We start from the raw sequence: 25832 nt of genomic DNA, 5'->3' as shown, positions 1-25832 counted from the left end.
GGGCGACGGGGGCTAGCTTGGGCCTCGGCTTCATGGGAGCGCTCCCACGACCACCACGCTTGTCGCGTGGGAGCGCTCTCATAGGCCGCACCTATTCCACGCACACAAAGGAGTGACCGTGAGTTTCTCACGACGCAAAGTTGCTGCCGCCGTCGCCGGCGCCGCCACATTCGCCCTCGTAGTTTCCGGATGCGCTGCGAGCGGAGGAGAGTCCACCGACGACGTCACGCTGACTCTCGCGACGTTCAACGACTTCGGCTACACGGACGAGCTTCTCGCCCAGTTCACCGAAGAGACCGGCATCGCCGTCGTCCACAACAAGGCCGCCACCTCGAACGACGCGCGCGCCAACTACTTCCAGAAGCTCGGCAAGTCGGGCCTCGCGGACGTTGAGGCCGTCGAGATCGACTGGTTCACGGAGGCGATGCAGTACGCCGACCTCCTCGCGCCGGTTCCGACCGACCTCCAGGGCCGCTGGCTCGACTGGAAGGAAGCCTCGGCGACCGACTCGGAGGGCAACCTCATCGCCTACGGCACCGACATCGGCCCGCAGGGCATCTGCTACCGCGCCGACCTGTTCGAGGCCGCCGGCCTGCCGACCGACCGCACCGAGGTCGCCGCGCTGTTCGACGGCGACTGGGACAACTTCTTCTCGATCGGCGCGGACTACACCGCGGCGACCGGCAAGCCGTTCATCGACTCGGCGAACTCGGTGCTCCAGGGCATGGTGAACCAGCTCGACATCGCGTACGAGGAGACCGACGGCACGATCGTCGCCACCGAGAACGCCGACATCGCCGCCGCGTACGACGCGGTCGTCGAGAAGGCCGTGCCGATCTCGGCCTACGCCGGTCAGTGGAGCGAGGACTGGTTCGCGTCGCTGTCCAGCGGCGAGTTCGCGACCATGCTGTGCCCGGGCTGGATGCTCGGCGTCATCTCGGGCAACGCGCCCGACGTGGCCGGCTGGGACATCGCCGACGCCTTCCCCGGCGGCGGCGGCAACTGGGGCGGCTCGTACCTGACCGTTCCGGCCAACGGTGCCAACGTCGAGGCTGCCCAGCAGCTCGCCGCCTGGCTGACCTCGCCCGAGGTGCAGATGCAGGCCTTCGCCAACGCGGGAACCTTCCCGAGCCAGGTCGAGGCGCTCGCGAGCGATGAGCTGGCCGCGGCGACGAACGAGTACTTCAACGACGCCCCCACCGGTGAGATCCTCACCTCGCGCGCCGAGGCCATCACGGTCGCGACGTTCAAGGGCCCGCAGTACTTCCAGTTCCACGACGCTCTGCAGAACGCCGTGACCCGCGTCTTCGATGGTCTCGAGGACAAGGACACCAGCTGGAACACCTGGGTGACTGAGGTCTCGGCCTTCTAAGGCCGCATCCTCTCGGTGCGGGCCGCGCGCCCCGCGGCCCGCACCGATTCCCTCCCCTGACCAAGACGCAACCGGAAAGTCGCACCATGAGCGCCGCGCCCACGAAGAACCCCCCGGGAGTTCGAGTCCTCTCGTTCTCGAACAAGCTGAGCCGCTGGGATCTGAAGATCTCGCCGTACCTCTACATCTCGCCGTTCTTCATCATGTTCGCGATCGTCGGGCTCTTCCCGATCGCCTACACCGCCGTCATCTCGTTCATGGACTGGGACCTCGTCCGCAACAGCGGTGAGTTCATCGGCTTCGACCAGTACATCTGGATCCTGCAGCAGCCGCACTTCTGGACGGCACTGCGCAACACCTTCAGCATCTTCCTGCTGTCGACCGTGCCGCAGCTGATCCTCGCGGTCTTCATCGCGGCGATGCTCGACCGCAACATCCGCGCCAAGACCTTCTGGCGCATGGGCGTTCTGCTCCCCTTCGTCGTCGCCCCCGTCGCCGTCGGCCTCATCTTCAACGTCGTGTTCGCCGACAACTTCGGCCTGGTCAACGGCATGCTCGCCGACCTCGGCATCGACGGAATCCCGTGGCACAAGGACCCGTTCTGGAGCCACATCGCCATCGCGACGATGGTCAACTACCGCTGGACCGGCTACAACACGCTGATCCTGCTGGCGGCCATGCAGGCCGTGAACCGCGAGTACTACGAGGCCGCCACCGTCGACGGCGCCGGCCGCTTCCGCCAGTTCACGAGCATCACGCTGCCCTCGCTCAAGCCGACCCTGATCTTCGTGATCATCACCTCGACCATCGGCGGACTGCAGATCTTCGACGAGCCGCGCGTCTTCGACCAGTTCGGTCGCGGCGGCGCCGGCCAGCAGTGGCTGACCATCACGCTCTACCTCTACGACATCGGTTGGGGCCAGTGGAACTTCGGTCGCGCGGCAGCGCTGGCCTGGATCCTGTTCATCATCATCCTGCTGATCGGGCTCATCAACCTGCTGATCACGCGCACGCTCGTCCGCGACGAGGGCAGTCGCGGCGGCGAGAAGCCGCGCCGCCTCACGAAGAAGAAGGAGGTCGCGCGATGAGCACGACCACGCTGACCCCCGACACGACCGAGGCGCGCGCGCCGCGTCGCCGCACCACTCACATCCGCGGCAACCGTCCCGGCTTCTGGACCTACACGACGTTGATCGTCGTCTTCATCAGCGCCGCCTTCCCCCTCTACTGGTCGTTCGTGATCGGCTCCGGGGATGCCTCGTCGCTGCGTGAGCGCCCCTGGTGGCCGGGCGGCAACTTCCTCGACAATGCGCTCGCCGTGATGTCGAACGAGGCCGTGAACTTCTGGCCGGCGCTCTGGAACTCGATCTACTCGTCGTTCCTGATCGCGATGGCGGTCGTGACCACCTCGACCCTTGCCGGCTGGGCCTTCGCCAAGCTGAAGTTCCACGGCGGCCCCGCGCTGCTCGCCTTCGTCGTCGCCACCATGGCGGTGCCGCAGCAGCTCGGCGTCGTGCCGCTCTACATCCTGTTCTCGGAGCTCGGCTGGACCGGTCAGATCGGCGCGATCATCGTGCCCGCGCTGACGAGCGCCTTCGGCGTGTTCTGGATGACGCAGTACCTGCGTCAGGCGGTGCCGGACGAGCTCATCGAGGCGGCCCGCGTCGACGGCGCCTCGATGATCCGCACGTTCTGGACGGTCGGCGTCGTCGCCGCGCGTCCCGCCGCGGCGATGCTGTTCCTCTTCACCTTCGTCGGAGCGTGGAACAACTTCTTCTGGCCGTTCATCGTGCTGGACCGCCAGAACCCGACCCTTCCGGTGGCGCTCTCGCTCCTGCAGTCGAACTACTTCGTCGACTACTCGATCGTGCTCGCCGGCGTCGTGCTCGCCACGATTCCGCTGCTGCTGCTGTTCATCTTCGCGGGCAAGCAGCTGGTGAGCGGCATCATGGCCGGCGCCGTCAAGGGCTAGACGCCCACAGCCAACGTCCATTCAACGAGAGAACTCTGTCTACATGTCCTCCACCACCACCCCTCGCGCGTTCCCGAAGGACTTCCTGTTCGGTGCCGCCACGGCCGCCTACCAGATCGAGGGCGCGGCCCACGAAGACGGGCGCACCGACTCGATCTGGGATGCCTTCGCGCGGGTGCCCGGGGCTGTCGTCGGGATGGACAACGGCGACGTGGCGTGCGATCACTATCACCGCTACCGCGACGACGTCGCCCTGATGAGCGAGCTCGGGCTGCAGACCTACCGGTTCTCGACCTCGTGGTCGCGCGTCTGCCCCGATGGGGGTGCGGTGAACCCGGCGGGCATCGACTTCTACTCTCGCCTCGTCGACGAGCTCCTCGGCGCGGGCATCCACCCCTGGCTGACGCTCTACCACTGGGACATGCCGCAGGCGCTGGAGGAGCAGGGCGGCTGGCCCGCTCGCGACACCGCGTCGCGCTTCCTCGACTACGCGATGGCCGTGCACGACGCTCTCGGCGACCGCGTGACCTCGTGGACGACCCTCAACGAGCCGTGGTGCTCGTCGTTCCTCAGCTACATCGGCGGCGAGCACGCCCCGGGCCGCCAGGACCCGGCCGCGGGTCTCGCGGCGGGTCACCACCTGCTGCTCGGTCACGGCATGGTCGTGAAGGAGCTGCGCGCCCGCGACCCGAAGCTGAGCCTCGGGATCACGCTCAACCTGACCGTCGCCGACGCGGCGGACCCGAGCGACGCCGGCGACCGCGATGCCGCCCGTCGCATCGATGGACAGTTCAACCGCTTCTTCCTCGACCCGATCTTCCGCGGCGAGTATCCCGCCGACGTGCTCGACGATGTCGCGGGTCTCGGCTTCGAGAACGTCGTGCAGCCGGGTGACCTCGAGGTGATCTCGAGCCCGATCGACATGCTGGGCGTGAACTACTACCACGGCGAGCTCGTCGGCGCCCGGCCCGCGAACGGCGACACGATGCCGACGGCAGCCCCCTCCGAGCGCCCCAAGCGCTCCCCGTTCCCCGCCGCCGAGGGCGTGCACTGGCACCAGCGCGACCTGCCGACCACGGCGATGGGCTGGGAGGTGCAGCCGGAGGGACTCACGCGGCTGCTCGCCCGCATCCACGAGGAGTACGCCGCTCCGGCCGGCGTCGCTCTCGCCGTGACCGAGAACGGCGCCGCCTACGACGACGTCGTGGCGGCCGACGGCCAGGTGCACGACGCCGACCGCGTCGCCTTCCTCGAGGCGCACCTCTCGGCGGTGCTCGACGCGATCGAGGGCGGCGTGCCGGTGCACGGCTACTTCTACTGGTCGCTCATGGACAACTACGAGTGGGCCTGGGGCTACGACAAGCGCTTCGGCATCGTGCGGGTCGACTACGACACGCTCGAGCGCACCCCGAAGGACAGCGCGCGGCGCTACCAGGACATCATCGCTGCCCGGGCCCTCTGACAGGCGACTCACTAGACTCTCGCCCATGACGCGCGAAACACTGGTCCCGCGCGTCGCGCCGACCCTCGAAGCAGTCGCCGCGGCGGCGGGAGTCTCGCGCTCCACCGTCTCGCGCGTGGTCAACGGGTCGAGCCAGGTGAGCCCCGAGGTGCTGGCCGCGGTGAACAGCGCGATCGAGCGCCTCAACTACGTACCCAATCGGGCGGCGAGGTCGCTCGCGAACCGGCAGACCATGGCGATCGCGCTCGTCGTTCCCGAAGACACCCAGCGCTTCTTCGGCGATCCGTTCTTCTCCGAGGTCATGCTCGGCATCACCGGCGTGCTCGAAGACAGCGACTACGTGCTCAACCTGCAGCTCGCCAAGCCCTCCGATCCCTCGGAGAAGGCGATGCGCTACCTGCTCGGCAACAACGTCGACGGGGCGATCGTCGTCTCGCACCACTCCGGCGATGAGTTCTTCACGACGCTGGATGCGACCATCCCGGTTGTCTTCGGCGGACGCCCGTTCCAGCCCGAGCAGCACCCGAGCAGCTACGTCGACGTCGACAACGCCGAGGGGGCCGCCCTCGCGACCCGGCACCTGATCGGACTCGGTCGGCGCAAGATCGCCTCGATCTCCGGTCCCGCCGACATGCAGGCCGCCCTCGATCGCCAGCACGGCTGGCACGACGCGCTCACCGCGGAAGGACTCGACGCCTCGCTCACCGCCTCCGGCGACTTCACGATGGCCGGCGGCGCTCAGGCGATGCGCGACCTGCTCGCGCGCGAACCCGAGCTCGACGGCGTGTTCGCCGCGAGCGACCTGATGGCCAGCGGCGCGATCCCAGTGCTGCGACGCGCGGGCAAGCGAATCCCCGAGGATGTCGCCATCGTCGGCTTCGACGACAGCCCGGCCGCACTGAACGGCGAGATCGCGCTGACCACGGTGCACCAGCCCTCCCGGCTGATGGGCGCCGAGATGGCCCGCATGCTGCTCGCGCGGCTGCGCGGCGAAGGCGTCGAGCGCTCCCGCGTCATGCCGACCCACCTGGTGATCCGCGACAGCGCCTAGCGGCGCGACGCGCGCCAGCGTGTCGGCGCCGCATTTGCCAGAATCTTCGGATGAACGATCTGGTTCGGAACGACACCGACCGCAGCCGCTATCTTCTGATGCGCGGCGACCGTGAGTTCGGCAAGAGCCTCTACGAGTTCGACGGCGCGACCATCCGCTTCACGCACACGGTGATCGACCCCGACCTCGAGGAGCGCGGCCTCGGCTCGCGTCTCGTGCGCGAGGCCCTCGACGACGTGCGCGCGACCAGCACCGCGCGCGTCATTGCCGATTGCCCCTTCGTGGCGCGCTTCATCGCCCAGCACCCGGAGTACCGGGATCTGACGACGCGCTAGCTCGTCGGCTCGATCCCTCCGCCCGAACGCCGCGGCACGACGAGGACGCGGCCGTCGAGGTGGACGACGTCGACCGGGAGCTCGTAGACCTCCGACAGCAGGTCGGCACGCATGACCTCCGCGGGCAGACCGATCGCCTCCAGACGACCGGCGCGCAGCAGGGCGACGCGGTCAGCCGCAGCCGCGGCCAGCGAGAGGTCGTGCAGCACGATCACGACCGCGCGCCCGGCAGCGGCCAGCCCGCGCGCGATGCGCAGCACGTCCTCCTGGTGGCGCAGATCGAGCGCGGCCGTCGGCTCGTCGAGGAACACGATCGGCGTGTCCTGGGCGAGCACCCGCGCGAGCGAGACCCGGGCGCGCTCGCCGCCCGAGAGCTCGGTGAAGCGTCGATCCAGCAGCCGGCTGATGTCGGCGCGCGCGACCGCCGAGATGATGGCGCCCTCGTCGCGCTCGAAGTCGGGGGTGCGCGCCCAGGGGCTGCGCCCCATCTCGACGACCTCGCGGACCCGGAACGGGAAGCTCAGCGCGTTCTCCTGCGTGAGGACCGCCCGGCGGCGCGCGAGCTCGACCGCCGAGAAGCCGGCGATGTCGCGCTCGCCCAGCCGGACCCGCCCGCGACTCGCGCTGCGCTCGCCGCTGAGCACCGAGAGCAGACTCGACTTGCCGGCGCCGTTCGGGCCGACGAGCGACAGCACCTCCCCGGCGCGCACGTCGAGCGACACGTCGTCGAGCACGATGCGGCCGTCGAGGGTGAGCCCGACCGCCTCGGCACTGAGCATTGCCGCCCCGTTGATCGTCATGCCCAGCCCCCCGAACGGCGGCGCTGCCGCCAGAGCAGGAAGAAGAAGAACGGCCCGCCGACGAGCGAGGTCAGCATGCCGATCGGGAGCTCGGCACCGGAGACGATCGTGCGGGCGAGCAGGTCGGCGAGCACCAGCAGCACCGCGCCGCCCAGGGCGCTCAAGGGGATGAGCGCGCGGTGCCCGGGCCCGACGAGCATCCGCACCAGGTGCGGCACGACCAGCCCCACGAACGCGATAATGCCGACGAAGGCGACCCCGGCGGCGGTCAGCACCGCGACGATCACGATCGAGCCGATCCGCAGTCGCTCGACGTCGATGCCCAGGTGGCGCGCATTGCGCTCCCCGAGCGCGAGCAGGTCGAAGCGTCGCGACAGCATCGCCGAGGCGACCACCCCGAGCACCGTGACGACGACCACCAGCCCGGTCTCGCTCCAGAGCGAGCCGGAGAGTGATCCCAGCTGCCAGAACACGATCTGCTCGCGGCTGGCGGCATCCGCCGCGAAGATGAGGAAGGCCAGGCCCGCGCCCGCGAAGGCGTTGACCGCGATGCCGGTGAGCAGCAGCGTCACCACCTCGGCGCGACCATTGGCGCGCGCCACGAAGTAGACCAGCAGGGTCGCCAGCAGACCGCCGACGAAGGCCAGCAGTGCGACCGCCCACTCGCCCCAGGCATCCGCGCCCAGCACGATGCCGGCCGCGGCGCCGAGCGCCGCTCCGGCCGAGACACCGACGACGCCCGGCTCGGCCAGCGGGTTGCCGAAGATCGCCTGCATCACGGCGCCGGCGGTCGCCAGCGCGGCCCCCACGGCCATCGCCATCACCAGCCGCGGAAAGCGCACCACCCAGAGCGTCGACTCGATGAGCGGATCCTCCGGCGCCCACGCGTTCTCCACCCCGATTCCGTGCAGCAGCGCCCCGAACACCTCGCCGGCGCTCACCGGAAGCTGGCCGAGCAGTGCCGAGGCCAGCATGCCCGCCAGCAGGACGAGCGCGAAACCGCCGGCGGTGAGAGGAACGCGCAGTCGCCGGGTGCTCACGGGACCCGGTACAGCCACTCGTCGGTGCCGAACTTCTCGGCGACGAGCTGCTCGGCCCGTGCGTACTCCTCGGGGGTGATCTCGCCCGGCGTGAGGCCGTGCAGCTCACCGAAGGTGCCGATCATCCGCTCGATGATCTCGCCGCGGCTGAGCCCGGTCTGGCTGCGCAGCGGGTCGACGCGCTTCGCGGCGCTCTTGGTGCCCTTGTCGCTGAGCTTCTCGCGGCCGATGCGCAGCACCTGCGTCATCTGCTCGCCGTCCATGTCGTAGGCCATCGTGACGTGGTGCAGCACCCCGCCGTTGCCGAGGCGCTTCTGTGCGGCCCCGCCGATCTTGCCGCTGGGGCTCGCGATGTCGTTGAGAGGCTGATAGGTCGCGTCGACGCCGATGCTCTGCAGGGCGAGCACCGCCCACTCGTCCAGGAAGGCGTAGCTGTCGGCGAAGGTCATGCCCTGCACCAGCTCACCCGGCGCGTACAGCGAGTAGGTGACGATCGAGTCGGCGGCCATGAGCATCGCACCCCCGCCGCTGATGCGCCGCACGACGCGGAAGCCGTGCCGCTCGGCCGCCTCCGGATCGACCTCGTTCTTCACCGACTGGAAGCTGCCGATCACGACGGCGGGCTCGTTCCACTCCCAGATGCGCAGCGTCGGCTTGCGGCGCCCCTCGCCGACCTCCTCGGTGAGCACCTGGTCAAGCGCGAGGTGGGTGAGCGGCGGGAGCGGCCCGGGATGCACCAGCTGCCACTCGTAGTCCGACCAGCCGGTCGCCTGATGCAGTGCACGCCTCGTCGCCGTCGCGATCGAGTCGGGACTGAAGCCGACGAGCACCGCGTCGGCGGGCAGCGAGCGCTGGATGTGGGCGGCGAGCGCGCGCGCATCCGTCGTGGTCTCGACCCCGCGCATGGCGTCGTTGATCACCTGGAGCGCTTCGTCCGGCTCGAGGAAGAAGTCGCCCGAGAGCCGGAAATCGGTGATCACCCCGTCGGCAGTCTCGAGGTCGACAACGACGAGCTTGCCGCCGGGCACCTTGAATTCGCCGTGCATCCGCCGCCTTTCGTGTGAGGCAAGCCTAACGAGGCTCAGCCTCCGACGTGCGCGTCGAGCCAGGCGATGAGGTCGGCGATCACCTCGTCGCGGTTCACCTCGTTGTACACCTCGTGCCGCGCACCCGCGTAGATCTTGAGGGTCACGTCGCTCAGCCCGCCCTTCTCGCGGTAGGCGCGGGCGAGCTTGGTGACGCTCTCCGGGTTGCCGAGCGAGTCCTCTTCACCGTTGAGGATCAGCATCGGCAGGTCTTTGGCGAGCTTCGACGGGGTGCCGAGCAGCTTGAGCCCGTCGAGCAGTCCGTAGAGTTCGGCCGCTTTCGCCTCGAAGGTGAGCGGATCGGCGGCGAAGGCGTCGACGATCGCCCGGTCGCGGCTCAGCCACTCGGCGGTCGTCGGGCCGAGATGGGCGTGCCGCTTGTTGAGGTCGCCCGAGTTCATGTGCCGCAGCGTGCGGTAGGCGGTGCCGCTGAACACGACGGCGTCGTAGTCGGCGGCGTGCGACTGCAGGATGCGCTGGCCGAACAGCGATCCGAGGCTGTGACCGAGATACACCAGCGGAAGGCCCGGCTCACGGTCGCGGATGAGCGCGGTGAACTCCTGGACGACGTCGATCGTCGCACCGAGGCCCCCCGGACCCGGCTTGCCGAAGCGGTCCGGCTCGTCGGCCCACTGCTCGAGACCCGTCTGCCCGTGGCCGCGATGATCGTTCGCATAGACGGTGTAGCCGGCGGCGGCGAGCGCCTGCGCGAACCCCTCGTAGCGGGCCGCGTACTCGCCGAGACCGTGCACGAGCTGCACGACTGCCTTCGGCTGCGCCGCACGCCAGCGGTAGTAGTGGATCCGCACCCCGTGTGCATCAGCGAAACTGTCGTCCTCCCGGACGATCGTGCTCTTCGACATCCCGCCTCCTCGCGTCGGCTCAGTCTAGGACGCTGCCAGCGTTAGCAAGGTTAATGAACTAGGCTAATGATCGTGATGAGTTCCCGAGACGACCGAGCGCGAGACGAAACCGAGCAGCTGCGCATGGTCGTGCAGAAGCTGGCCCGGCGCATCCGCCACAATCGCAGCGACGAATCGCTCTCCGACTCGCACATGGTCGTGCTGTTCCAGCTGGAGCGCCACGGCGTGCTCGCCCCCGTCGACCTCGCCGCCGCCGAGCGCGTCTCGCCGCCGTCGATCAACCGCACCCTCAACGCGCTGGAGGAGCGCGGGCTCGTCGAGCGCCGCCCCTCCGAGACGGATGCGCGACGCGTCGACGTGCACCTCACCCCCGCCGGACACGAGCTCATCCTCGCCACCCGACGCCTGCGCACCGAATGGTTCAACACCCACTTCGCCACCCTCGCCGACGACGAGCAGCGGGCCCTGCGCGCCGCCCTGCCCGCGCTGCAGCGCCTGGCCGAGTCATGAGCGCGATGTTCCGCTCCTTCGCGGCGCGCAACTACCGCATCTGGTTCGCTGGCGCGATCGTCTCCAATGTCGGCACCTGGATGCAGCGCATCGCCCAGGACTGGCTCGTGCTCACCCAGCTCACGAACGACGACGCCACCGCGGTCGGCATCACGATGGCGCTGCAGTTCGGACCCGCGGTGCTGCTGCTGCCGCTCACCGGCACCGTCGCCGACCGGATCGACCGCCGCCGACTTCTGCTGGTCACCCAGCTCAGCATGGCCGCGCTCGGCCTCGGCCTCGGCGTGGTCACCCTGAGCGGCCACGTCACCCTCCCGATGGTCTACGCCTTCGCCGGGGCGCTCGGTGTTGCCGCCGCCTTCGACGCCCCCGCGCGCCAGGCCTTCGTCGGCGAGCTCGTCCCCGACCGACTGCTCTCCAACGCCGTCGCCCTCAACTCCGCCGCCTTCAACGGCGCGCGCCTCGTCGGCCCGGCCATCGCCGGCGTGCTCGTCGCCGGGATCGGCGAAGGATGGGTGTTCATCCTCAACGCGGCGAGCTTCCTCGCGGTGTGCGTCTCGCTGTCGGTGCTGCGGCCGAGCGAATTCGTGCCCTTCACCCGCTCCTCCGGTCGCGGCGGCGGGTCGCGCGCGGCGCTGCGCTACGTGCGCGCCCGCCCCGATCTGCTGCTCGTCTTCGGCATGATCGCGATCCTCGGCACGCTCGGCTTCAACTTCCCGATCTTCACCGCCACCATGTCGCGTCTCGAGTTCGGGGCGGGCGCGGAGGTGTTCGGCATCCTCGGCTCGGTGGTCGCGATCGGCTCGGTGAGCGGCGCGCTTCTGGCCGCGCGTCGCGACCGGCCGCGCCTGCGCACCCTCGCGATCGCGAGCGCCGCCTTCGGCGCCAGCCTCGGGCTCGGCGCGATCTCACCCAACGTCTGGGTCTACGGGGTGACGCTCGTGTTCGTCGGGTTCTCGGCCCTCAGCATGATGGCCTCGGCGAATGCCTACGTGCAGACCACCACCACGCCGTCGATGCGCGGACGGGTGATGGCCCTGTACCTGGCGATCTTCATGGGCGGCACCCCGATCGGCGGGCCGCTGCTCGGCTGGGTCGCCGACGCCTTCGGCCCGCGCTGGGCACTCGGCATCGGGGCGGCCGCCGGATTCGCCGCCGCCGGGCTCGCCCTCGCCTGGTACGCGCGGCACTACCAGGTGCGCCTCCAGGTCGACCGCGCCCGCCGCTGGCCGTGGCGACTGCGGGCGACGCGGGGTCTGGATCGCGAGACCGCGACGCACGAGATCGCGATCGTCGAAGCGACCACGCAGCGGTGAGCTGGCCGACCCGCGACTGCGGTTGAATGGATTCATGACTCGACCGGACAACGACGTCGACCTGATCGCGCGAGCGCTCGACGGCCATCTCGACACCGAGCGCGTGCGCGACGGGATCCGCCCGCTGCGCCTGCCGCACGACCAGCTCCGGTACGCCCCCGCGCCGCTGGCACTCATGGCGCGATTCAGCTCAGGCGTGCGGCTTCGACTGCGCACCGACGCCGACCGCCTCGAACTCGAAACGAGCATCGAGAGGCTCGCTCGGCCGGGCGAGCGGCCGCCCGCCGAGTTCGCCGCGATCGACGGCGCGACCACCACGCGGGTGCAGGTGCGCGACACCGGACTGATCCATGCCCTGCCCGGCATGCAATTCGAGCACGGACCCGACGTGCGCTCGCACCTCGCGTTCCCGCTCGACGCGGTCGCTGAGCCTCGCGACGTCGAGCTCTGGCTGCCGCACAACGCCGGCGTCATCCTCCACCGCATCCGGGCCACGCGCCGGGGTTCAGCGACGACGGTCGAGGCCTCGGCACCGAGCGGGCGAGCGCGCTGGCTTCACCACGGCAGCTCGATCAGCCACGGCGTGGCCGCCTCGACGCCCCGGCATGTCTGGCCCATCCGCGCCGCGGCCGAACTGGGCATCGACGTCACCAACCTCGGATTCAGCGGCAACGCGATGCTCGACCCGATGACCGCCCGCGGCATCGCGGCCGCCGACGCCGACGTGATCACCGTCAAGCTCGGAATCAACATCGTGGGCGCCGACGCCATGCGCGAGCGCACCTTCGCGCCCGCCGTGCACGGCTTCCTCGACCTGATCCGCGACGGGCACCCCGACACCCCGCTCGTGGTCATCACCTCCATCGGCTGCGCGCTCGTCGAGCACAGCCCCGGCCCCTTCGAACGCGACGAGGCCGACCGCCTGCACAGCGGAACGCGCGCCGTGCGCCCCGACGACGGCACGCTGACCCTGGCGGCCTCGCGCAGAGCCCTGGCCGAGGTCGTCGATGCGCGACGCCGCGACGACCCGGCCCTCTTCCTGCTCGACGGCCTGTCACTCCTGCGCGCCGACGAAGAGCATCACCTTCCGGACCGGCTGCACCCCGACAACGAGGGCAACGCCCTGATGGCCGCGAGGTTCGCCTCCCAGGCCCGCGACGCCTCCCGAGACCTCGGGGCGGCGTTCGCGCGCGCCCTGGCTACGCCTCGCGCGTGATCTCGACGGTGACGAACAGCGTCGAGCCGTAGGGGCCCGCGTAGACGCCGCGCAGCGGGGCGACATCGATATAGTCCCGGCCGTGTCCGACGCGCACGTGGCGGTCGCCGATGTCGATCAGGTTGGTCGGGTCGAAGCCGCGCCACGAGCCGCAGAACCACTCCAGCCAGGCGTGCGACTCGCCGGCGACCGTCTGGCCGATCGGCGCATCCGGAACCGGGTGCAGATAGCCGCTGACATAGCGGGCCGGGATGCCGACCGCGCGCAGGGCGCCGATCGTCAGGTGCGTGATGTCCTGGCAGACGCCCTTGCCGTGCTCCCAGGCCTCCACCGCCGTGGTGTGCACGCCGGTCACGCCGGGCATGTACTCGATCCGCTCACCCACCGCGCGGGCGATCGCGAGCGCCGCATCGCACGGCGTCTCCGCCTCGGCGACCAGCTGCCTCGCGATCTCGACCAGCTCCGCCGGCGGACGGGTGCGGCCGGTCTGCGTGAGCTGCTCGACGCACTCGGTGCGCGTCTCGATCTCGTCGGCGAGCGCCAGCCACTCCAGGCGGCGGTCGTCGTGGTCGCGCGGGCGCACCTCCACCAGGCTCGTCGCGGTCAGGCTCAACTCGCGGTGCGGCGTCAGCACCTCGAAGCTCGAGACGCGGGTGCCCCAGTAGTCGACGTAGGAGTGGTGGGCCGAGATCGGCAGGATCTCCAGGTGCGAGTAGAGCACCAGTTGGCCGTCGGCACTGGCCGGAAGCATCCGCGCCTCGTTGTACGACGCGGTGACCTCACCGCCGTAGCTGAAGCCCGTCGAGTGGCGGATCCGGAGGCGGTTCACGAGTTCTCTCCCACCCAGCTTGGGGCGACATTCGTCGGGAAGTAGCGCTGCCGGATGGCCTCGCTCGCGGCGCTCGTCGCATCCTGAACGCTGTCCATGTGGTGCGGCAGATCCTCGATGATGTCGACGATCGGACGGTACTCGAGGCCGCTGCGGATCTGGCCGAGCAGGCGCAGCGCCTGGTCGCTCACGCCGACGCGGTCGGTGCGCGGCTCGATGTCGCGCAGGCACTGCTCGGCGCGCGTGACGGCGAACAGGATGCTGCGCGGGAAGAGCCGATCCAGCAGCAGGAACTCGGCGGCGTTGCGCGCGCTCGGCATGCCGCGGTAGGTGCGCAGGTACGCCTCGTAGGCGCCGACGCTGCGCAGGATGGTCGTCCAGCTGGGGCCGGAGGCCTCGGTCAGGCTGCGGGTGGCGAGCAGGCGCGCGGTCATGTCGGCGCGCTCCATGCTGCGGCCGAGGGTGAAGAACAGCCACGCCTCGTCGCGGCTCGAGGAGGACTCGATGATGCCGACGGCGAGGGCGGCGCGCTCGCGCACCCAGGAGAAGAAGTCCGAGACCTTGTCGCTGGCGACGCGGCGCGGCATGCGGGCGCTCGTGGTATTGAGCACCTCCCATAGCTCGGTGGAGACGACCTCGCGGGCGCGGCGCGCGTTCTCGCGGGCGGCGCTCAGCGAGTAGGCGATCGACGCGGGCTGGTGGCGGTCGACGGCGAGGATCGCGAGCACGTCGGCGCGGGTGACCTCACGGTCGGGCTCGACCTCGGTGCCCATCACGCTCAGCAGCGAGCGGCAGGCGATGTCTTCCTCGATCCACGGGTCCTCGAGCAGCAGCTGCAGGTGCACGTCGAGGATGCGCGCGGTGCCGTCGCTGCGCTCCACGTACCGCCCGATCCAGAACAGGCTCTCCGCGATCCGACTCAGCATGCGCCCCCCCTTTCTTCGGCGGGGATGCATCCCGCGCCCAAGGGAGTGACGCGCGCGGCACTCGGTTGCGTCGGGGATGCATCCCGAGCGACCTGTTGCTGTTGCTGTTGCTGTTGGTCGTGGTGGGGGGCGTCGGCGGGATTGTGGTCTTGGAGGTGCGTGTCGGCGCTGATGATCGGGATCGAGGTCGTGATCGCGGCCTGCTCGGCGACGAGGCCCTGGATGTCGTGCCCCGGCGGCCGGAACGGACCGTGACCGACGACCCAGGTGTCCTTCGAGCCGCCACCCTGCGAGCTGTTGACGACGAGCTGCCCCTCGGGCAGCGCGACGCGGGTCAGGCCGCCCGGAAGCACCCACACGTCGTTGCCGTCGTTGACGGCGAACGGGCGCAGGTCGGCGTGACGCGGGCGCATCCCGTCCTCGACGAGAGTCGGAATGGTCGACAGCTGCACGACCGGCTGCGCGATCCAGCCGCGCGGGTCGGCGATGAGCCGCTCGCGCAGCTCCTCGAGCTCCTGCTTGGAGGCATCCGGCCCGACGACGAGCCCCTTGCCGCCGGAGCCCGCGACCGGCTTCACGACCAGCTCATCGAGTCGGTCGAGCACCTCTTCGAGCGCGCCCGGATCCTCGAGCCGCCAGGTGTCGACGTTCTTGAGGATCGGCTCTTCGCCGAGGTAGTAGCGGATCAGGTCGGGAACGTAGGTGTAGACGAGCTTGTCGTCCGCGACGCCGTTGCCGACCGCGTTCGCGATGGTGACATTGCCGAGACGCGCCGCGAGCAGCAGGCCCGGCGAGCCGAGCATCGAGTCGGCCCGGAACTGCAGCGGGTCGAGGAACTCGTCGTCGACCCGGCGGTAGATGACGTCGACACGCGTCGGCCCCGCCGTGGTGCGCATGAACACGCGCCCGCCGGAGCAGAACAGGTCGCGGCCTTCGACGAGCTCGACCCCCATCAACCGGGCGAGCAGCGTGTGCTCGAAGTAGGCGGAGTTGTACACACCGGGGGTCAGCACGACGATCGTCGGGTCGTCGACCCCTTCGGGGGCGGATGCGCGCAGCGCCTGCAGCAGCTTCTGCGGGTAGTCGCCCACCGGCCGCACCCGCATCGAGACGAACAGCTCGGGCAGGGTCTGCGCCATGACGCGACGGTTGGAGATGACGTAGCTCACGCCGCTCGGCACCCGCACGTTGTCTTCGAGGACGCGCCATCCGCCGTTCTCGTCGCGAATCAGGTCGATGCCCGAGACCTGGATGCGCACGTTGTTGGCGGCGACGATTCCCGCGGCCTCGCGGTGGAAGTGCTCGCTGGAGCTGATCAGCCGCGCCGGGATGATGCCGTCGCGGATGGCACGCTGGTCGCCGTACACGTCGGCGAGGAAAGCTTCGAGCGCGCGCACGCGTTGACCGACGCCCGTCTCGACCTCGGCCCATTCGCTCTGGTCGATCACGCGCGGTACCGCGTCGAGCGGGAACGGCCGCTCCTCGCCCGCGAAGTCGAAGGTGACGCCTTGCGCCAGATAGGAGTCCGCGAGCGCGTCGGCCCGCCCCTTGAGCTCTTCGGTGGTCATCTGCGCGAGCGCGGCGTGGATATCCCGATAGGCGGGGCGCGCCGATTCGGGGAGCGGACGCGAGATATCGGAGAACATCTCGTCCCACGCGGTCGCGCGGCGCCGCCCCGTCGCCGTAGCGCCGTACCCGTCGAACAGGTCACCCATAGCGCGAGCCTACGCGAGGTGTGTTGCGGAGGTGTTTCCGCCGGGTGCGCCCCGGCGACCGCCGCGCGGCGCTCGACGTGCCGCCTCGCCGACCGACAGTCGTTGACGCGCGGATCGGATCGCGATACCGTCGCCCATCTCGAAACGTTTCAAAGAGGAGACGCCGTGTCCGCTTTCTTTCCCCCGGGGCTGCACCATGCCGCGATCGCGACGACCGACTGGGACGCGTCGATCGAGTTCTACCGAGCCGGCCTCGGCTTCGAGCTGATCTTCGGATGGCGCGGCAACCCGGCACTCGGACAGCCCGACCGCTGCGGCTACCTCCGCGGCCCGCAGGGCGGCTACCTCGAGCTGTTCGAGATGACCGACGCGGGGGTCGGAGCCGAGCAGACGATCCCGCCGGCGCGCGGCTCGTGGGGACACGTCTGCATCACGACCGACGATGTCGACGCCGCATTCGCCTCCGCGGTGACGGCCGGCGCCCGTGTCGTCGTCGCCCCCAAGGACGCGGTGCTCAGGTCGGTCACCGGCCACGACGACATGTCGGCGCGGTTCTGCTACATCGATGGCCCGAACGGCGAGCGCATCGAACTGCTCACCGGGATCCCGGTCCCGCCGCCCGCGTCGGGCAGCTAGGCACCCCCGACGGGTCGGGTCGAGGCCCGAACGACGAGCTCCGGCTGGAAGATGATGCGCTGCGTCGTCCCGCCCGGGTTGTTGACCTCGTCGAGCAGGAGTCGCACGGCGGCCTCGCCGAGCTCTTGACGCGGCTGGCGCACCGAGCTCAGCGGCACGACGGTCGCGCTGGCGAAGTCGATGTCATCGAACCCGATCAGCGCAATGTCGTCGGGGACGCTCGCCGCTCCCGTCATGACGAGCGCCTGCAGCAGTCCTACCGCCACCAGGTCGTTCGCCGCGAAGACCGCATCCGGTCGCTCGCTCGCCGGCCTCGCCGCGATCGCCTCACCGGCGCTTCGGCCGTCGAGCACGGAGAGCCCCCGGGTCTCGATGACTTCCAACGAGACTCCCGGATGCGCGGCGAGCGCGTCACGGGCCCCGCGCAGGCGATCCGCGACCTGCTGGATCCCGAGCGGACCGCCGACGAATGCGACGCGTCGTCGACCCGTCTCGACGAGGTGCTCGCCGGCGAGTCGGCCGCCCGCCGCGTCGTCGACGGAGACGGAGCTGACGCTGCCGTCGGCGCTCTCACGGTCCACCAGCACGACGGGGGTTCCTCGGGACCGCAGCCGTCGCAGCCGGTCGGCGACGTCGCCGACCGGCGAGATGAGCACGCCCTGCACTCGCTGGGTCTCGAACAGGTCGAGGTAGCTGGCCTCCCGGTCGAGGTCCTCATCGGAGTTGCCGAGGATGACCGAGACGCCGGACTCGGCGGCAGCGTCTTCCGCGCCTCTCGCAACGTCGGTGAAGAACGGGTTCCGCACGTCGAGCACGATCAGTCCGATCGAGCTGCTCCGGCCGACGCGCAACTGACGCGCCGCTTCGTTGCGAACGTAGCCGAGCTCTTCGATCGCTGTGTTGACGCGTTCCGCAACCGCGGTCGACACCTTCTCCGGGTGGTTGAGCACGTTCGAGACGGTGCCGACCGAGACGCCGGCGCGCGTGGCGACGTCACGGACGCTGGCAACCGCTGCCGACGGTTCAGGACGGGTCATGCATCCGCTCCCCGGTGGTCGAGGTTCGAGGAATCAGCGTCGGCGGAAGCACGACGTGACGGTGCTCACCCGGACCGTCGAACTCGCCGGCCAGGAGGTCAACGGCGGCGATGCCGAAGTCGCGCGGCTGACGCACAGAGCTCAGCGGAATGATCGAGGACTCGGCGAACTCGATGTCGTCGTACCCGATGATGGCGATGTCGTCGGGGATGCGCACTCCCGCGGCGACGAGGACCTGCATCATGCCGAGCGCCAGGAGGTCGTTGACCGCGAACACCCCATCGGGGCGCAGCTCGGGGCGGCGCTCCAGGATCTCTCGGGCGATCGCGCGCCCGCCGACGACGGTGCGGTCGACGACGTTGATCATCTCGAGCGTGGCATCGCCGTGCGCGCGCACCGCCTCGCTCGCGCCTTGAAGCCGGTCTCCGACCTGCCGGATCCCGAGCGGACCGCCGACGAACGCGATCCGACGGCGACCGAGGTCGAGCAGGTGCCCCGTGGCGAGCTGGCCCCCCAGCACATCGTCGAGCGAGATCGAGGGCTGGTCGGGTGAGACCGCCGCCTGCCCGACGAGCACGCTCGGCATGCCCCGCTGCCGCATGCGCAGCAGCCGCTCTTCGATGGAGAAGTGGGACGCGACCAGCAGGCCCCGCAGGCGGTGCTGCTCGAACTGCTCCAGATAGGCGTCTTCGCGGCTCCGGTCGCGATGCGAGTTCGCGATGAAGACGGAGAGGCCGAGCTCGGCGGCGTGCAGTTCCACGCTTTCGGCGATGAGGGCCCAGATGGGGTTGCTGACGTCGGGAGCGATGTAGGCGATCGCCGTGCTGTGCCCGAGCCGCAGCTGCCGACCGACCTGGTTGGGAACGAAGCCCAGCTCTTCGATGGCACGACGGATGCGCGCGGCCTTCTCTTCGGAGACCTTGCCGGGGTGATTCAGGTAGTGCGACACGGTTCCCACGGCAACACCCGAGTGCGCCGCGACGTCGCGGATTCCCACCCGAGCCACGTGGCCTCCTCGCGCCTGTCTCCCCGCGGTCGTCCGCCGCGATGAGGTCGACTGTACCGCGCGGCCCCGCGCGGCCGGAACGTTTCAACGCCGAAAGCCGTCGAACAGCACCTCGCCCCGCTCGCCCGGCCGTCGGCCGGGACACCGTCGGGAGAGGGTGTTCCGGCGACGTGCGCGGCCGGCGCGCAGCAGGATCGATCGGGACACTGATCAGGATATTTTGTTGTCGCTTCGCACATTTGCGGTCGCAAGATGACAAGACCCCAGGTTGTGACGTTTCAAGTCTGCTGCCTGCCGCGGCCTCGGCGCGCCCGGCGCGCGCTCGCTCTGATCACGTGATTGTTGCGCTGATCGTGTTGACATCACCCACCGGCGCAATTAGCATCCCCAATTGAAACGTCTCAACCGAGGCGGCCACCATTCAAGGAGGAATTGTGATCACAGCACCCCGCCGCCCCTCGCGTGCGGTCCTCGGTGCCATCGCCCTCGCGAGCGCATCTGCGTTCGTGCTCGCCGGCTGCGCCGGCGGCGGCGCCACCGAGCCCACGGCCCTCGAGTTCACGAAGAACGCCGAGAACACCACCACCGAACCCATCCTTCGCGCACTCGCCGACAACGAGTGCTCCGCAGCCAACGAAGCCCTGCCCCTCGAGATCAACTCGATCCCTCAGGCAGAGCTCGACCCGCAGATGCAGCTCCTGGCGAGCCAGGGCGGCCTTCCGCCGATGTTCTCCGCCGGAGGCAACCCGGCGGAAGGCGCGAAGCTCTGGGAGGCCGGGGTCATCCTCGACCTCGACGAGGCGCTGACCGAGCTCGGTGTGCGCGACAAGATCGCGCCCGGAGCGGTCTCCACCATCGAGAAGCTGTACGGCGGCGCCTTCAACTTCCTGCCGTTCCAGTACAACATCGAGGGCATCTTCTACAACAAGGCTCTCTTCGCAGAGAACGGCTGGGAGGTGCCGACCACCTGGGGCGAGCTCACCTCGCTCGCCGCCGAGGTCGACGCCGCCGGCTACACGCCGTTCGCCGCCTCCGGCGAACAGGGCTGGCCGCTGACCCGACTCATCTCGGGCTATCTGTTCCGTTCGCTGGGAAGCGACGCGCTGCAGAAGGTCGCTGACGGCGAGGCCAAGCTCACCGATCCCGAGTACGTGGCCGCCGCCCAGGCGATCGCCGATCTCGGTGCCGCCGGCTACTTCGGCGACAACGTCACCTCGCTCGACTACGACGCAGCGACGAACGAGTTCCTGTCGGGCAACGCCGCGATGATCTACATGGGCAGCTGGCTGCTCGGCAACATCAACGGCGACAGCAACGCGATCGGCGCGGACAACGTCGGCTTCATGAAGTTCCCGGCCGTCGAAGGCGGCGCCGGAAGCATCGATGAGTACCCGGCCAACGTCGGCCTTCCGGCCACCTTCGGGTCGAAGACCTACACCCCGAAGGTCGCCGACTGGCTCGGCTGCATCGCCGAGAACTACGGCAACGAGGCGCTGAAGCAGGGCCAGATCACCGGATTCATCGCCGACGAGCCCGTCGACCTCCCCGCGATCTCGCAGACGATCGCCGACGAGATCGCCGGAAGCAGCTCGAGCGTCCTCTGGTTCGAGGCGCTGTTCCCGGCCAAGGCAGGTTCGATCTCGCCGCAGAACGCGGCGCTGCTCGTGACCGGCCAGATCACGGCCGAGGAGTTCATGACGATCGTCCAAGACGCGATCGACAACCCGTAATACCGTCGGCCCCGCTACGGTCGACACCACGTGACCGTAGCGGGGCCGTGCCACGTCCGCCCCCGCTCGCCCGAAAGGCCCGCCGATGAAGTCCGTCCTCGGAGATCGCAAGACGATCCTGATCCTGCTCGGCCCCGCGCTGCTCATCTACACGCTCGTCATGCTGGTGCCGGTCGCCTGGTCGTTCGGTCTCACCCTGTTCAAGGGCAATGTGCTGCAGGGCTTCGAGTTCGCCGGACTCGTCAACTACGGTCGCCTGTTCTCAGACCCGTACATCGCCGAGGCGTTCTGGTTCACGATGAAGTACGCCGTCCTGGTGACCGTCGGCCAGGTCGCGCTCGGCTACGGGCTCGCACTCATCTATCAGTTCATCCTGCGGCGCTCCTCCGTGATCGTGCGCACTCTCGTCTTCTTCCCGGTCGTCCTGCCCACCGTGGCGATCGGCATCCTGTACCAGAAGCTGTTCCAGTCGGCGCCGGTCGACGGGCTGGTCAACGAGCTGCTGGTGAACGTCGGTCTCGCCGGCGTCGACTGGCTCGGCGCGGGCGACACCGCGTTCATCGTCATCGTGATCATGGACATCTGGCGCTCCGTCGGCTTCTACGGGGTGCTCGTCTACTCGGGGCTTCTCGACATCCCGGACGAGATCATCGAGTCCGCGCGCATCGACGGCGCTCGCGGCTTCGGCCTGTTCCGTCACATCGTGCTCCCGATGTCGCTGCCCATCGTGTTCGCCTCGGCGATCTTCAGCATCAACGGCACGATCAAGGTCTTCGACTCGGTGTTCGCACTCACCGCGGGCGGCCCCGGCACGACCACGACGCCGCTCACGATGTACATGTACCGCACCGCCTTCCAGTACAGCGATTACGGCTACGGCTCCACGATCGCCCTGCTGCTGACGATCATGTCGCTGCTTGTCACCCTCGCCATCTTCCGTTCGTCGCGCCGCGACAACACCGTCTGAGAGGAACTGACGTGACCACTCTCGAGACCGTCGCCATCTCCACCCGACAGGCCCCGCGCCTGCACCACCGTCGCGGGCCGCTCGGGCAGCTCATTCGAGGGCTCCGCCGGATCCCCGCACTGCTCACCATCGCGTTCCTCGTGGTCATCACCGGATACCCGCTGTTCTGGATGTTCATCAACTCGCTGAAGACGAACAGCGAGTTCCTCAACAACCCCTCGTACGCGCTCCCGGAGTTCTGGGCGTGGGAGAACTACGCGCGCGCGTGGGAGGTCGCCAACCTGTCGACCACGATCCTCAACTCGGCGGTCGCGACCTTCCCGTCGCTGCTGCTGATCGTGCTCCTGGGCACCGCCGCGGGCTTCGCCCTCGAGGTCATGGTGTGGAAGGGCCGCAACAGCGTGCTGCTGCTCATCCTGGGCGGGATCATGATCCCCGGCCAGATGATCGTGCTCCCGCTGTTCATCTCGTTCTTCAACATCGGGATCAGCGGGTCGCTGCTGCCGTTGATCATCATCTACACCGCGACCGGCCTGCCGCTGACGGTCTTCATGATGGCCACCTACTTCCGCGCACTCCCCCGCGAGGTCTTCGAGGCGGCGACCATCGACGGCGCGAGCATGCTTCGAGCGTTCTTCTCGGTCGGCTTCCCCATGGTGCGCAACGCGGTGTTCACCGTCGCGATCGTTCAGTTCTTCCTCATCTGGAACGACCTGCTGATCGCCTTGATCTTCGCGGGCCAGCGCCGCCTCAACACGATCCAGGTCGGGTTGCTGAACTTCTCCGGCGAGTACGGGGCGATCGACTACGGCCCGCTGTTCGCAGCGATCTGCACGACCGTCATCGGAATCCTGGTGATCTACCTGTTCTTGAACCAGCGGATCATGAAGGGCCTCGCGGCCGGCGCCGTGAAGGGCTGATCGAACGGCCCGAACGATGTGACGGGGGCTCGCTGCCGACAGGCCGCGAGCCCCCGTTCTCTTTCGCCGTCAGGGACGGAAGATCAGGCTCCACGCGGTCGGCACGCGCTCGATCCGATACTGCTCGGGCAGCGCCGGGCCGCACGATGCGGATCCGATCCCCTGCTGCGCGTGATCGAGGTTCAGCCAGACGCGACCCGAGTCGCGCAGTTCGTGGGGTCGCCGCGCGCGCACCAGCTCCTCCGTGGTCCAGCGCCGCAGCGTGAAGTCGAAGAACGGCGCCCCCTCGACACGGAACGCCGGCAGCCCCTCGCCGGTCACCTCGAGCGTGCGGGTCTCGACATGGTTGCCGTTCTCCTGCGGCACGGGATACGGCGTCTGCAGCTCGTCGATCTCGCGGTCGAACAGCCCGACCCTCGCCGCCGCGCGCGAGTCGACGTACGACTCCCCCGGGCCGAGCCCCCACCACCGGGCGCGCGCGTAGCCGCCCGGCAGTCCGAACCGCAGTCCGAGCCGCGGCAGCACGATGTCGCGCTGTCGGAACGGGGTGTTCGTCCACGCTCCCTCGAAGCGCGCCTCGACGCCCAGGGTCACGGCCCCCGACTCGTCGGCGGTCCAGCGGAACGTCGTCGCGACGCCGTGTCCGTGGGCCGCCGGACCGCTGCGGCCGAGAACGACGACGGAGTCGGCATCGCAGCGCACGTCCTCTGTGCGGTGCTGCATGCGGTCGAGCCCGACGGCCTGCCAGATGGCGGCAAGGTCGTTGTTGCCGCCCTGCCCCCGATCGTTCTCGGTCGGGGCGCGGAAGACGTCGAGCACCGGACCGTCGACGGCGATTCCCGCGAACTCGGTCAGGCGTCCCGATCGCGCATCGAAGCGGGCGGCGCCGAGGCGGATGTCGCCCGCGGTCGACGACGGTTTCGGCGCGACCACGGCGGGGGTCGGGTCGGGCGTCGATGCGCTCGAGCGCAGCGGCGCCGGGGTCTCGGCCTGACCCCAGGCCACCACATGACCGCGCGGCGCCCAGCTCGATGCCTCGGCGAGGCGCGCTTCGACCGTGAGCCACGTGTCGCTCTCCGCCTCGGCGATGAGCACGGCCGCCGCGGCCGGCATCGCACAGGCAACCTCGGCGCCCGCCGCGCACGGCGGCACGTCCAGCGCGCCCATGGCGACCTCGACCCCACGGCGTTCGAGACGCCAGACGAAGCTCAGGTGGCCGAGGTCGATCACGTCGTACTCGTTGCCGACCACGATCCGGTCGTCGACACGAATCCGCACCGGTTCGAGCACCTTCGCAAGCTCTCGCGCCCCGGGCGACGGGGTGCGGTCGGGGAAGAGCAGCCCGTCCAGGCAGAACCGGCCGCCGTTCGGGCGATACGGCACGTCGGCCCCGTGCATCATGAACTCGGCGCCATCGGCGGCGCGGTGGCGGAACCCGTGGTCGATCCACTCCCAGACGAAACCACCGCAGAAGCGCTCGGAGGAGCGCAGGATGCGGTGGTAGTCGTGGAGCGATCCGGGCCCGTTGCCCATCGCGTGGGCGTACTCGCAGAGCAGGAAGGGCAGGGTCCTGCGGCGCGCATCCTCCGCGTCGGTGACGCCGTCGGGCCGCTCCTCGTCGCGGCGCCCGATGGCCTCCAGGCGCTCGAGCGACGGGTACATGAGCGAGTAGAAGTCGGAGTTGCGGTAGCTGGGGTCGCGCTCGTAGAAGACGGGACGCGAGCGGTCGGTGCGCCGGATCCACTCTTCGAGAGCGTTGAAGTTCTCGCCGGTCCAGCTCTCGTTCGCCATCGACCAGATGATGACGCTCGGTCGGTTCTTGTCGCGCTCGACCATGCGCTGCACCCGGTCGAGCATCGCCTCGCGCCACTCCGGCACGGCCGGCGGATTGCCCTCCCAGCCGGTGTAGATGAAGCCGTGCGTCTCGAGGTCGCACTCCTCGACCACCCACAGCCCGTACTCGTCGCACAGCCGCAGGAACTCCGGATGCGGCGGATAGTGGCTCGTGCGCACCGCGTTGATGTTGTGCTGCTTCATGAGCTCGATGTCGCGGATCATGGTCGCGCGATCGAGCGCGCGCCCGACGTCCGGGTCGTGCTCGTGACGATTGACGCCGCGGAAGAAGACCCGCTGCCCGTTGACGGTCAGCACGCCGTCGACGATCGCGACGGTGCGGAATCCGACGGCGAGGTCGATCGTCTCTCCCGCGGCCACGAGCTCCCCGCGATAGAGACGCGGCGACTCCGCGCTCCACGGCTCGACGGCAACGGCGGCGGTCTCGCCCGCGGCGACGTCGATGCCGAGCTCGGGAATGCGCACGCGCGCCGGAACATCGGCGTCGACGCGCAGCGTGCCGAGCCCGGTGGCGTGGTCGTAGTCCGCGTGCACCGTGTGGTCCTCGACGGAGCCATCGAGCCGCTCGAGCAGCTCGACGTCGCGAAAGATGCCGGGCAGCCACCACATGTCCTGGTCTTCGAGGTAGGTCCCGCTCGACCAGCGGTGCACGCGCACCGCGAGCACGTTCCGGCCCGGGCGCACCGGCGCATCGAACTCGAACGGCAGTCGGCTGCCCGTGGAGAAGCCCAGCTCGGCACCGTTCAGCCAGACCTTCGCGCACGAGTCGACGCCCTGGAATCTCAGGACGGCCGCGCCGACCCAGTCGCTCGGCAGGGTGAACTCGAGTCGGTAGTCTCCGGTCGGATTCTCGGTCGGCACGCGCGGCGGATCGAGGGGGATCGGCAGCGCCGTGTTCGTGTACAGCGGCCCCTCGGGGGTGCCGCGAAGCGACCGCGGGCCATCGGAACCGGGAGGGGTGACCTCTTCGAGGACCCAGTGGCTCGGCACCGTGATCGTGTCCCACGCCGAGTCGTCGAAGTCGTCAGAGAGAAAGGCCTCCCCGGCCCCGTCGGCGGTCGGCGACAGTCGGAACCGCCAGGTGCCGTTGAGGCTCAGGCGGCGCGCCGTTGAGACGGCGTCCGCGCGCGGCCGGCGACGGCCGGCACCCGGGGACGTGGATTCCCAGTAGTTCACAATCTTCTCCACTC

Annotated in this window: 23 protein-coding genes; 13 read left to right on the top strand and 10 right to left on the bottom strand. The window is 69.5% G+C overall.

Annotated elements, in window-relative coordinates; genetic code table 11:
* The first annotated feature begins 118 nt into the window (after positions 1-118).
* The 6 genes from ACR3ZA_RS08825 (at position 119) to ACR3ZA_RS08800 (ending at position 6192) form a co-directional block, all read left to right on the top strand.
* The gene (locus ACR3ZA_RS08825) at positions 119-1372 is read left to right on the top strand and encodes an extracellular solute-binding protein (RefSeq protein ID WP_473661602.1); all 1254 of its coding nucleotides are present in this window, start codon (positions 119-121) and stop codon (positions 1370-1372) included.
* Between the two features lie 86 nt (positions 1373-1458).
* Complete coding sequence (locus ACR3ZA_RS08820) at positions 1459-2460, top strand: ABC transporter permease subunit (protein ID WP_473661601.1); 1002 nt, start codon at positions 1459-1461, stop codon at positions 2458-2460.
* Positions 2457-3344: an ABC transporter permease subunit gene (locus ACR3ZA_RS08815; RefSeq protein ID WP_473661600.1), complete on the top strand. Its 888-nt coding sequence runs from the start codon at positions 2457-2459 to the stop codon at positions 3342-3344. Before ACR3ZA_RS08820 ends, ACR3ZA_RS08815 begins: the two co-directional genes overlap by 4 nt.
* Positions 3345-3387: 43 nt before the next feature.
* Positions 3388-4806, top strand: coding sequence for a GH1 family beta-glucosidase (locus tag ACR3ZA_RS08810; protein WP_473661599.1), 1419 nt, complete (start codon positions 3388-3390; stop codon positions 4804-4806).
* Positions 4807-4831: 25 nt separating this feature from the next.
* Positions 4832-5857 (top strand): substrate-binding domain-containing protein, encoded by a 1026-nt coding sequence (locus tag ACR3ZA_RS08805; RefSeq protein ID WP_473661598.1) that lies wholly within the window; start codon positions 4832-4834, stop codon positions 5855-5857.
* A gap of 50 nt (positions 5858-5907) precedes the next feature.
* Positions 5908-6192 carry an N-acetyltransferase gene (locus ACR3ZA_RS08800; protein ID WP_473661597.1) on the top strand — a complete coding sequence of 95 codons (285 nt, stop codon included), beginning with the start codon at positions 5908-5910 and terminating at the stop codon, positions 6190-6192.
* Here the strand turns inward: ACR3ZA_RS08800 and ACR3ZA_RS08795 are convergent.
* From ACR3ZA_RS08795 to ACR3ZA_RS08780, 4 genes are read right to left on the bottom strand one after another with little or no spacing between them, the layout of a single operon-like run.
* A complete protein-coding gene (locus ACR3ZA_RS08795; protein WP_473661596.1) occupies positions 6189-6992 on the bottom strand; it encodes a heme ABC transporter ATP-binding protein in 804 nt (267 codons plus the stop codon). The two genes, ACR3ZA_RS08800 and ACR3ZA_RS08795, sit on opposite strands and share 4 nt — an antisense overlap.
* Positions 6989-8032, bottom strand: coding sequence for an iron chelate uptake ABC transporter family permease subunit (locus ACR3ZA_RS08790; protein WP_473661595.1), 1044 nt, complete (start codon positions 8030-8032; stop codon positions 6989-6991). The genes ACR3ZA_RS08795 and ACR3ZA_RS08790 overlap by 4 nt, the downstream gene beginning before the upstream one ends.
* Entirely contained in the window at positions 8029-9078 is a 1050-nt protein-coding gene (lplAB, locus tag ACR3ZA_RS08785; RefSeq protein ID WP_473661594.1) for a lipoate-protein ligase LplAB, read from the bottom strand. Before lplAB ends, ACR3ZA_RS08790 begins: the two co-directional genes overlap by 4 nt.
* 35 nt (positions 9079-9113) lie before the next feature.
* The gene (locus ACR3ZA_RS08780) at positions 9114-9980 is read right to left on the bottom strand and encodes an alpha/beta fold hydrolase (protein ID WP_473661593.1); all 867 of its coding nucleotides are present in this window, start codon (positions 9978-9980) and stop codon (positions 9114-9116) included.
* A gap of 75 nt (positions 9981-10055) precedes the next feature.
* Here ACR3ZA_RS08780 and ACR3ZA_RS08775 point away from each other — a divergent pair, with 75 nt between their 5' ends.
* The 3 genes from ACR3ZA_RS08775 to ACR3ZA_RS08765 are packed head-to-tail and all read left to right on the top strand — an operon-like array spanning position 10056 to position 13022.
* Entirely contained in the window at positions 10056-10490 is a 435-nt protein-coding gene (locus ACR3ZA_RS08775; protein WP_473662301.1) for a MarR family transcriptional regulator, read from the top strand.
* Complete coding sequence (locus tag ACR3ZA_RS08770) at positions 10487-11806, top strand: MFS transporter (RefSeq protein ID WP_473661592.1); 1320 nt, start codon at positions 10487-10489, stop codon at positions 11804-11806. The genes ACR3ZA_RS08775 and ACR3ZA_RS08770 overlap by 4 nt, the downstream gene beginning before the upstream one ends.
* Positions 11807-11840: 34 nt before the next feature.
* Positions 11841-13022, top strand: a complete 1182-nt coding sequence (locus ACR3ZA_RS08765) for a GDSL-type esterase/lipase family protein (RefSeq protein ID WP_473661591.1) — start codon at positions 11841-11843, stop codon at positions 13020-13022.
* Here the strand turns inward: ACR3ZA_RS08765 and ACR3ZA_RS08760 are convergent.
* Genes ACR3ZA_RS08760 through ACR3ZA_RS08750 form a run of 3 tightly spaced genes read right to left on the bottom strand, consistent with a single transcriptional unit; the run spans position 13006 to position 16492 of the window.
* Entirely contained in the window at positions 13006-13851 is an 846-nt protein-coding gene (locus tag ACR3ZA_RS08760; RefSeq protein ID WP_473661590.1) for a transglutaminase domain-containing protein, read from the bottom strand. The two genes, ACR3ZA_RS08765 and ACR3ZA_RS08760, sit on opposite strands and share 17 nt — an antisense overlap.
* A complete protein-coding gene (locus tag ACR3ZA_RS08755) occupies positions 13848-14777 on the bottom strand; it encodes an alpha-E domain-containing protein (protein WP_473661589.1) in 930 nt (309 codons plus the stop codon). The genes ACR3ZA_RS08760 and ACR3ZA_RS08755 overlap by 4 nt, the downstream gene beginning before the upstream one ends.
* Entirely contained in the window at positions 14771-16492 is a 1722-nt protein-coding gene (locus ACR3ZA_RS08750) for a circularly permuted type 2 ATP-grasp protein (RefSeq protein WP_473661588.1), read from the bottom strand. The genes ACR3ZA_RS08755 and ACR3ZA_RS08750 overlap by 7 nt, the downstream gene beginning before the upstream one ends.
* 165 nt (positions 16493-16657) lie before the next feature.
* Here ACR3ZA_RS08750 and ACR3ZA_RS08745 point away from each other — a divergent pair, with 165 nt between their 5' ends.
* On the top strand, positions 16658-17128 hold the full coding sequence (locus ACR3ZA_RS08745; RefSeq protein ID WP_473661587.1) for a VOC family protein: 471 nt from the start codon (positions 16658-16660) through the stop codon (positions 17126-17128).
* Here ACR3ZA_RS08745 and ACR3ZA_RS08740 read toward each other — a convergent pair.
* Together ACR3ZA_RS08740 and ACR3ZA_RS08735 are read right to left on the bottom strand one after the other, a co-directional pair.
* Positions 17125-18165 carry a substrate-binding domain-containing protein gene (locus tag ACR3ZA_RS08740; protein WP_473661586.1) on the bottom strand — a complete coding sequence of 347 codons (1041 nt, stop codon included), beginning with the start codon at positions 18163-18165 and terminating at the stop codon, positions 17125-17127. The genes ACR3ZA_RS08745 and ACR3ZA_RS08740 overlap by 4 nt on opposite strands.
* On the bottom strand, positions 18152-19171 hold the full coding sequence (locus ACR3ZA_RS08735) for a substrate-binding domain-containing protein (protein ID WP_473661585.1): 1020 nt from the start codon (positions 19169-19171) through the stop codon (positions 18152-18154). Before ACR3ZA_RS08735 ends, ACR3ZA_RS08740 begins: the two co-directional genes overlap by 14 nt.
* 434 nt (positions 19172-19605) lie before the next feature.
* Between ACR3ZA_RS08735 and ACR3ZA_RS08730 the strand changes: the two genes are divergently transcribed.
* The 3 genes from ACR3ZA_RS08730 (at position 19606) to ACR3ZA_RS08720 (ending at position 22788) form a co-directional block, all read left to right on the top strand.
* Entirely contained in the window at positions 19606-20901 is a 1296-nt protein-coding gene (locus ACR3ZA_RS08730; protein WP_473661584.1) for an extracellular solute-binding protein, read from the top strand.
* Between the two features lie 85 nt (positions 20902-20986).
* Positions 20987-21868 carry an ABC transporter permease subunit gene (locus tag ACR3ZA_RS08725; protein WP_473661583.1) on the top strand — a complete coding sequence of 294 codons (882 nt, stop codon included), beginning with the start codon at positions 20987-20989 and terminating at the stop codon, positions 21866-21868.
* A gap of 11 nt (positions 21869-21879) precedes the next feature.
* Positions 21880-22788 (top strand): ABC transporter permease subunit, encoded by a 909-nt coding sequence (locus ACR3ZA_RS08720; protein WP_473661582.1) that lies wholly within the window; start codon positions 21880-21882, stop codon positions 22786-22788.
* Positions 22789-22857: 69 nt separating this feature from the next.
* Here the strand turns inward: ACR3ZA_RS08720 and ACR3ZA_RS08715 are convergent, their stop codons facing one another.
* Positions 22858-25830 (bottom strand): glycoside hydrolase family 2 TIM barrel-domain containing protein, encoded by a 2973-nt coding sequence (locus ACR3ZA_RS08715; RefSeq protein WP_473661581.1) that lies wholly within the window; start codon positions 25828-25830, stop codon positions 22858-22860.
* Between the last annotated feature and the right edge of the window lie 2 nt (positions 25831-25832).

The organism is Herbiconiux sp. J20-20, assembly GCF_057365085.1.
Note: the sequence above shows the minus strand (reverse complement) of the source record. Positions and strands in the feature narration are given on the sequence as shown.

Coding starts and splice junctions, on each gene's coding strand:
- ACR3ZA_RS08805 (WP_473661598.1), top strand. CDS start 4,832: ATGACGCGCGAAACACTGGTCCCGCGCGTCGCGCCGACCCTCGAAGCA.
- ACR3ZA_RS08815 (WP_473661600.1), top strand. CDS start 2,457: ATGAGCACGACCACGCTGACCCCCGACACGACCGAGGCGCGCGCGCCG.
- ACR3ZA_RS08800 (WP_473661597.1), top strand. CDS start 5,908: ATGAACGATCTGGTTCGGAACGACACCGACCGCAGCCGCTATCTTCTG.
- ACR3ZA_RS08755 (WP_473661589.1), bottom strand. CDS start 14,777: ATGCTGAGTCGGATCGCGGAGAGCCTGTTCTGGATCGGGCGGTACGTG.
- ACR3ZA_RS08820 (WP_473661601.1), top strand. CDS start 1,459: ATGAGCGCCGCGCCCACGAAGAACCCCCCGGGAGTTCGAGTCCTCTCG.
- ACR3ZA_RS08810 (WP_473661599.1), top strand. CDS start 3,388: ATGTCCTCCACCACCACCCCTCGCGCGTTCCCGAAGGACTTCCTGTTC.
- ACR3ZA_RS08780 (WP_473661593.1), bottom strand. CDS start 9,980: ATGTCGAAGAGCACGATCGTCCGGGAGGACGACAGTTTCGCTGATGCA.
- ACR3ZA_RS08770 (WP_473661592.1), top strand. CDS start 10,487: ATGAGCGCGATGTTCCGCTCCTTCGCGGCGCGCAACTACCGCATCTGG.
- ACR3ZA_RS08725 (WP_473661583.1), top strand. CDS start 20,987: ATGAAGTCCGTCCTCGGAGATCGCAAGACGATCCTGATCCTGCTCGGC.
- lplAB (WP_473661594.1), bottom strand. CDS start 9,078: ATGCACGGCGAATTCAAGGTGCCCGGCGGCAAGCTCGTCGTTGTCGAC.
- ACR3ZA_RS08765 (WP_473661591.1), top strand. CDS start 11,841: ATGACTCGACCGGACAACGACGTCGACCTGATCGCGCGAGCGCTCGAC.
- ACR3ZA_RS08775 (WP_473662301.1), top strand. CDS start 10,056: ATGAGTTCCCGAGACGACCGAGCGCGAGACGAAACCGAGCAGCTGCGC.
- ACR3ZA_RS08740 (WP_473661586.1), bottom strand. CDS start 18,165: ATGACCCGTCCTGAACCGTCGGCAGCGGTTGCCAGCGTCCGTGACGTC.
- ACR3ZA_RS08750 (WP_473661588.1), bottom strand. CDS start 16,492: ATGGGTGACCTGTTCGACGGGTACGGCGCTACGGCGACGGGGCGGCGC.
- ACR3ZA_RS08795 (WP_473661596.1), bottom strand. CDS start 6,992: ATGACGATCAACGGGGCGGCAATGCTCAGTGCCGAGGCGGTCGGGCTC.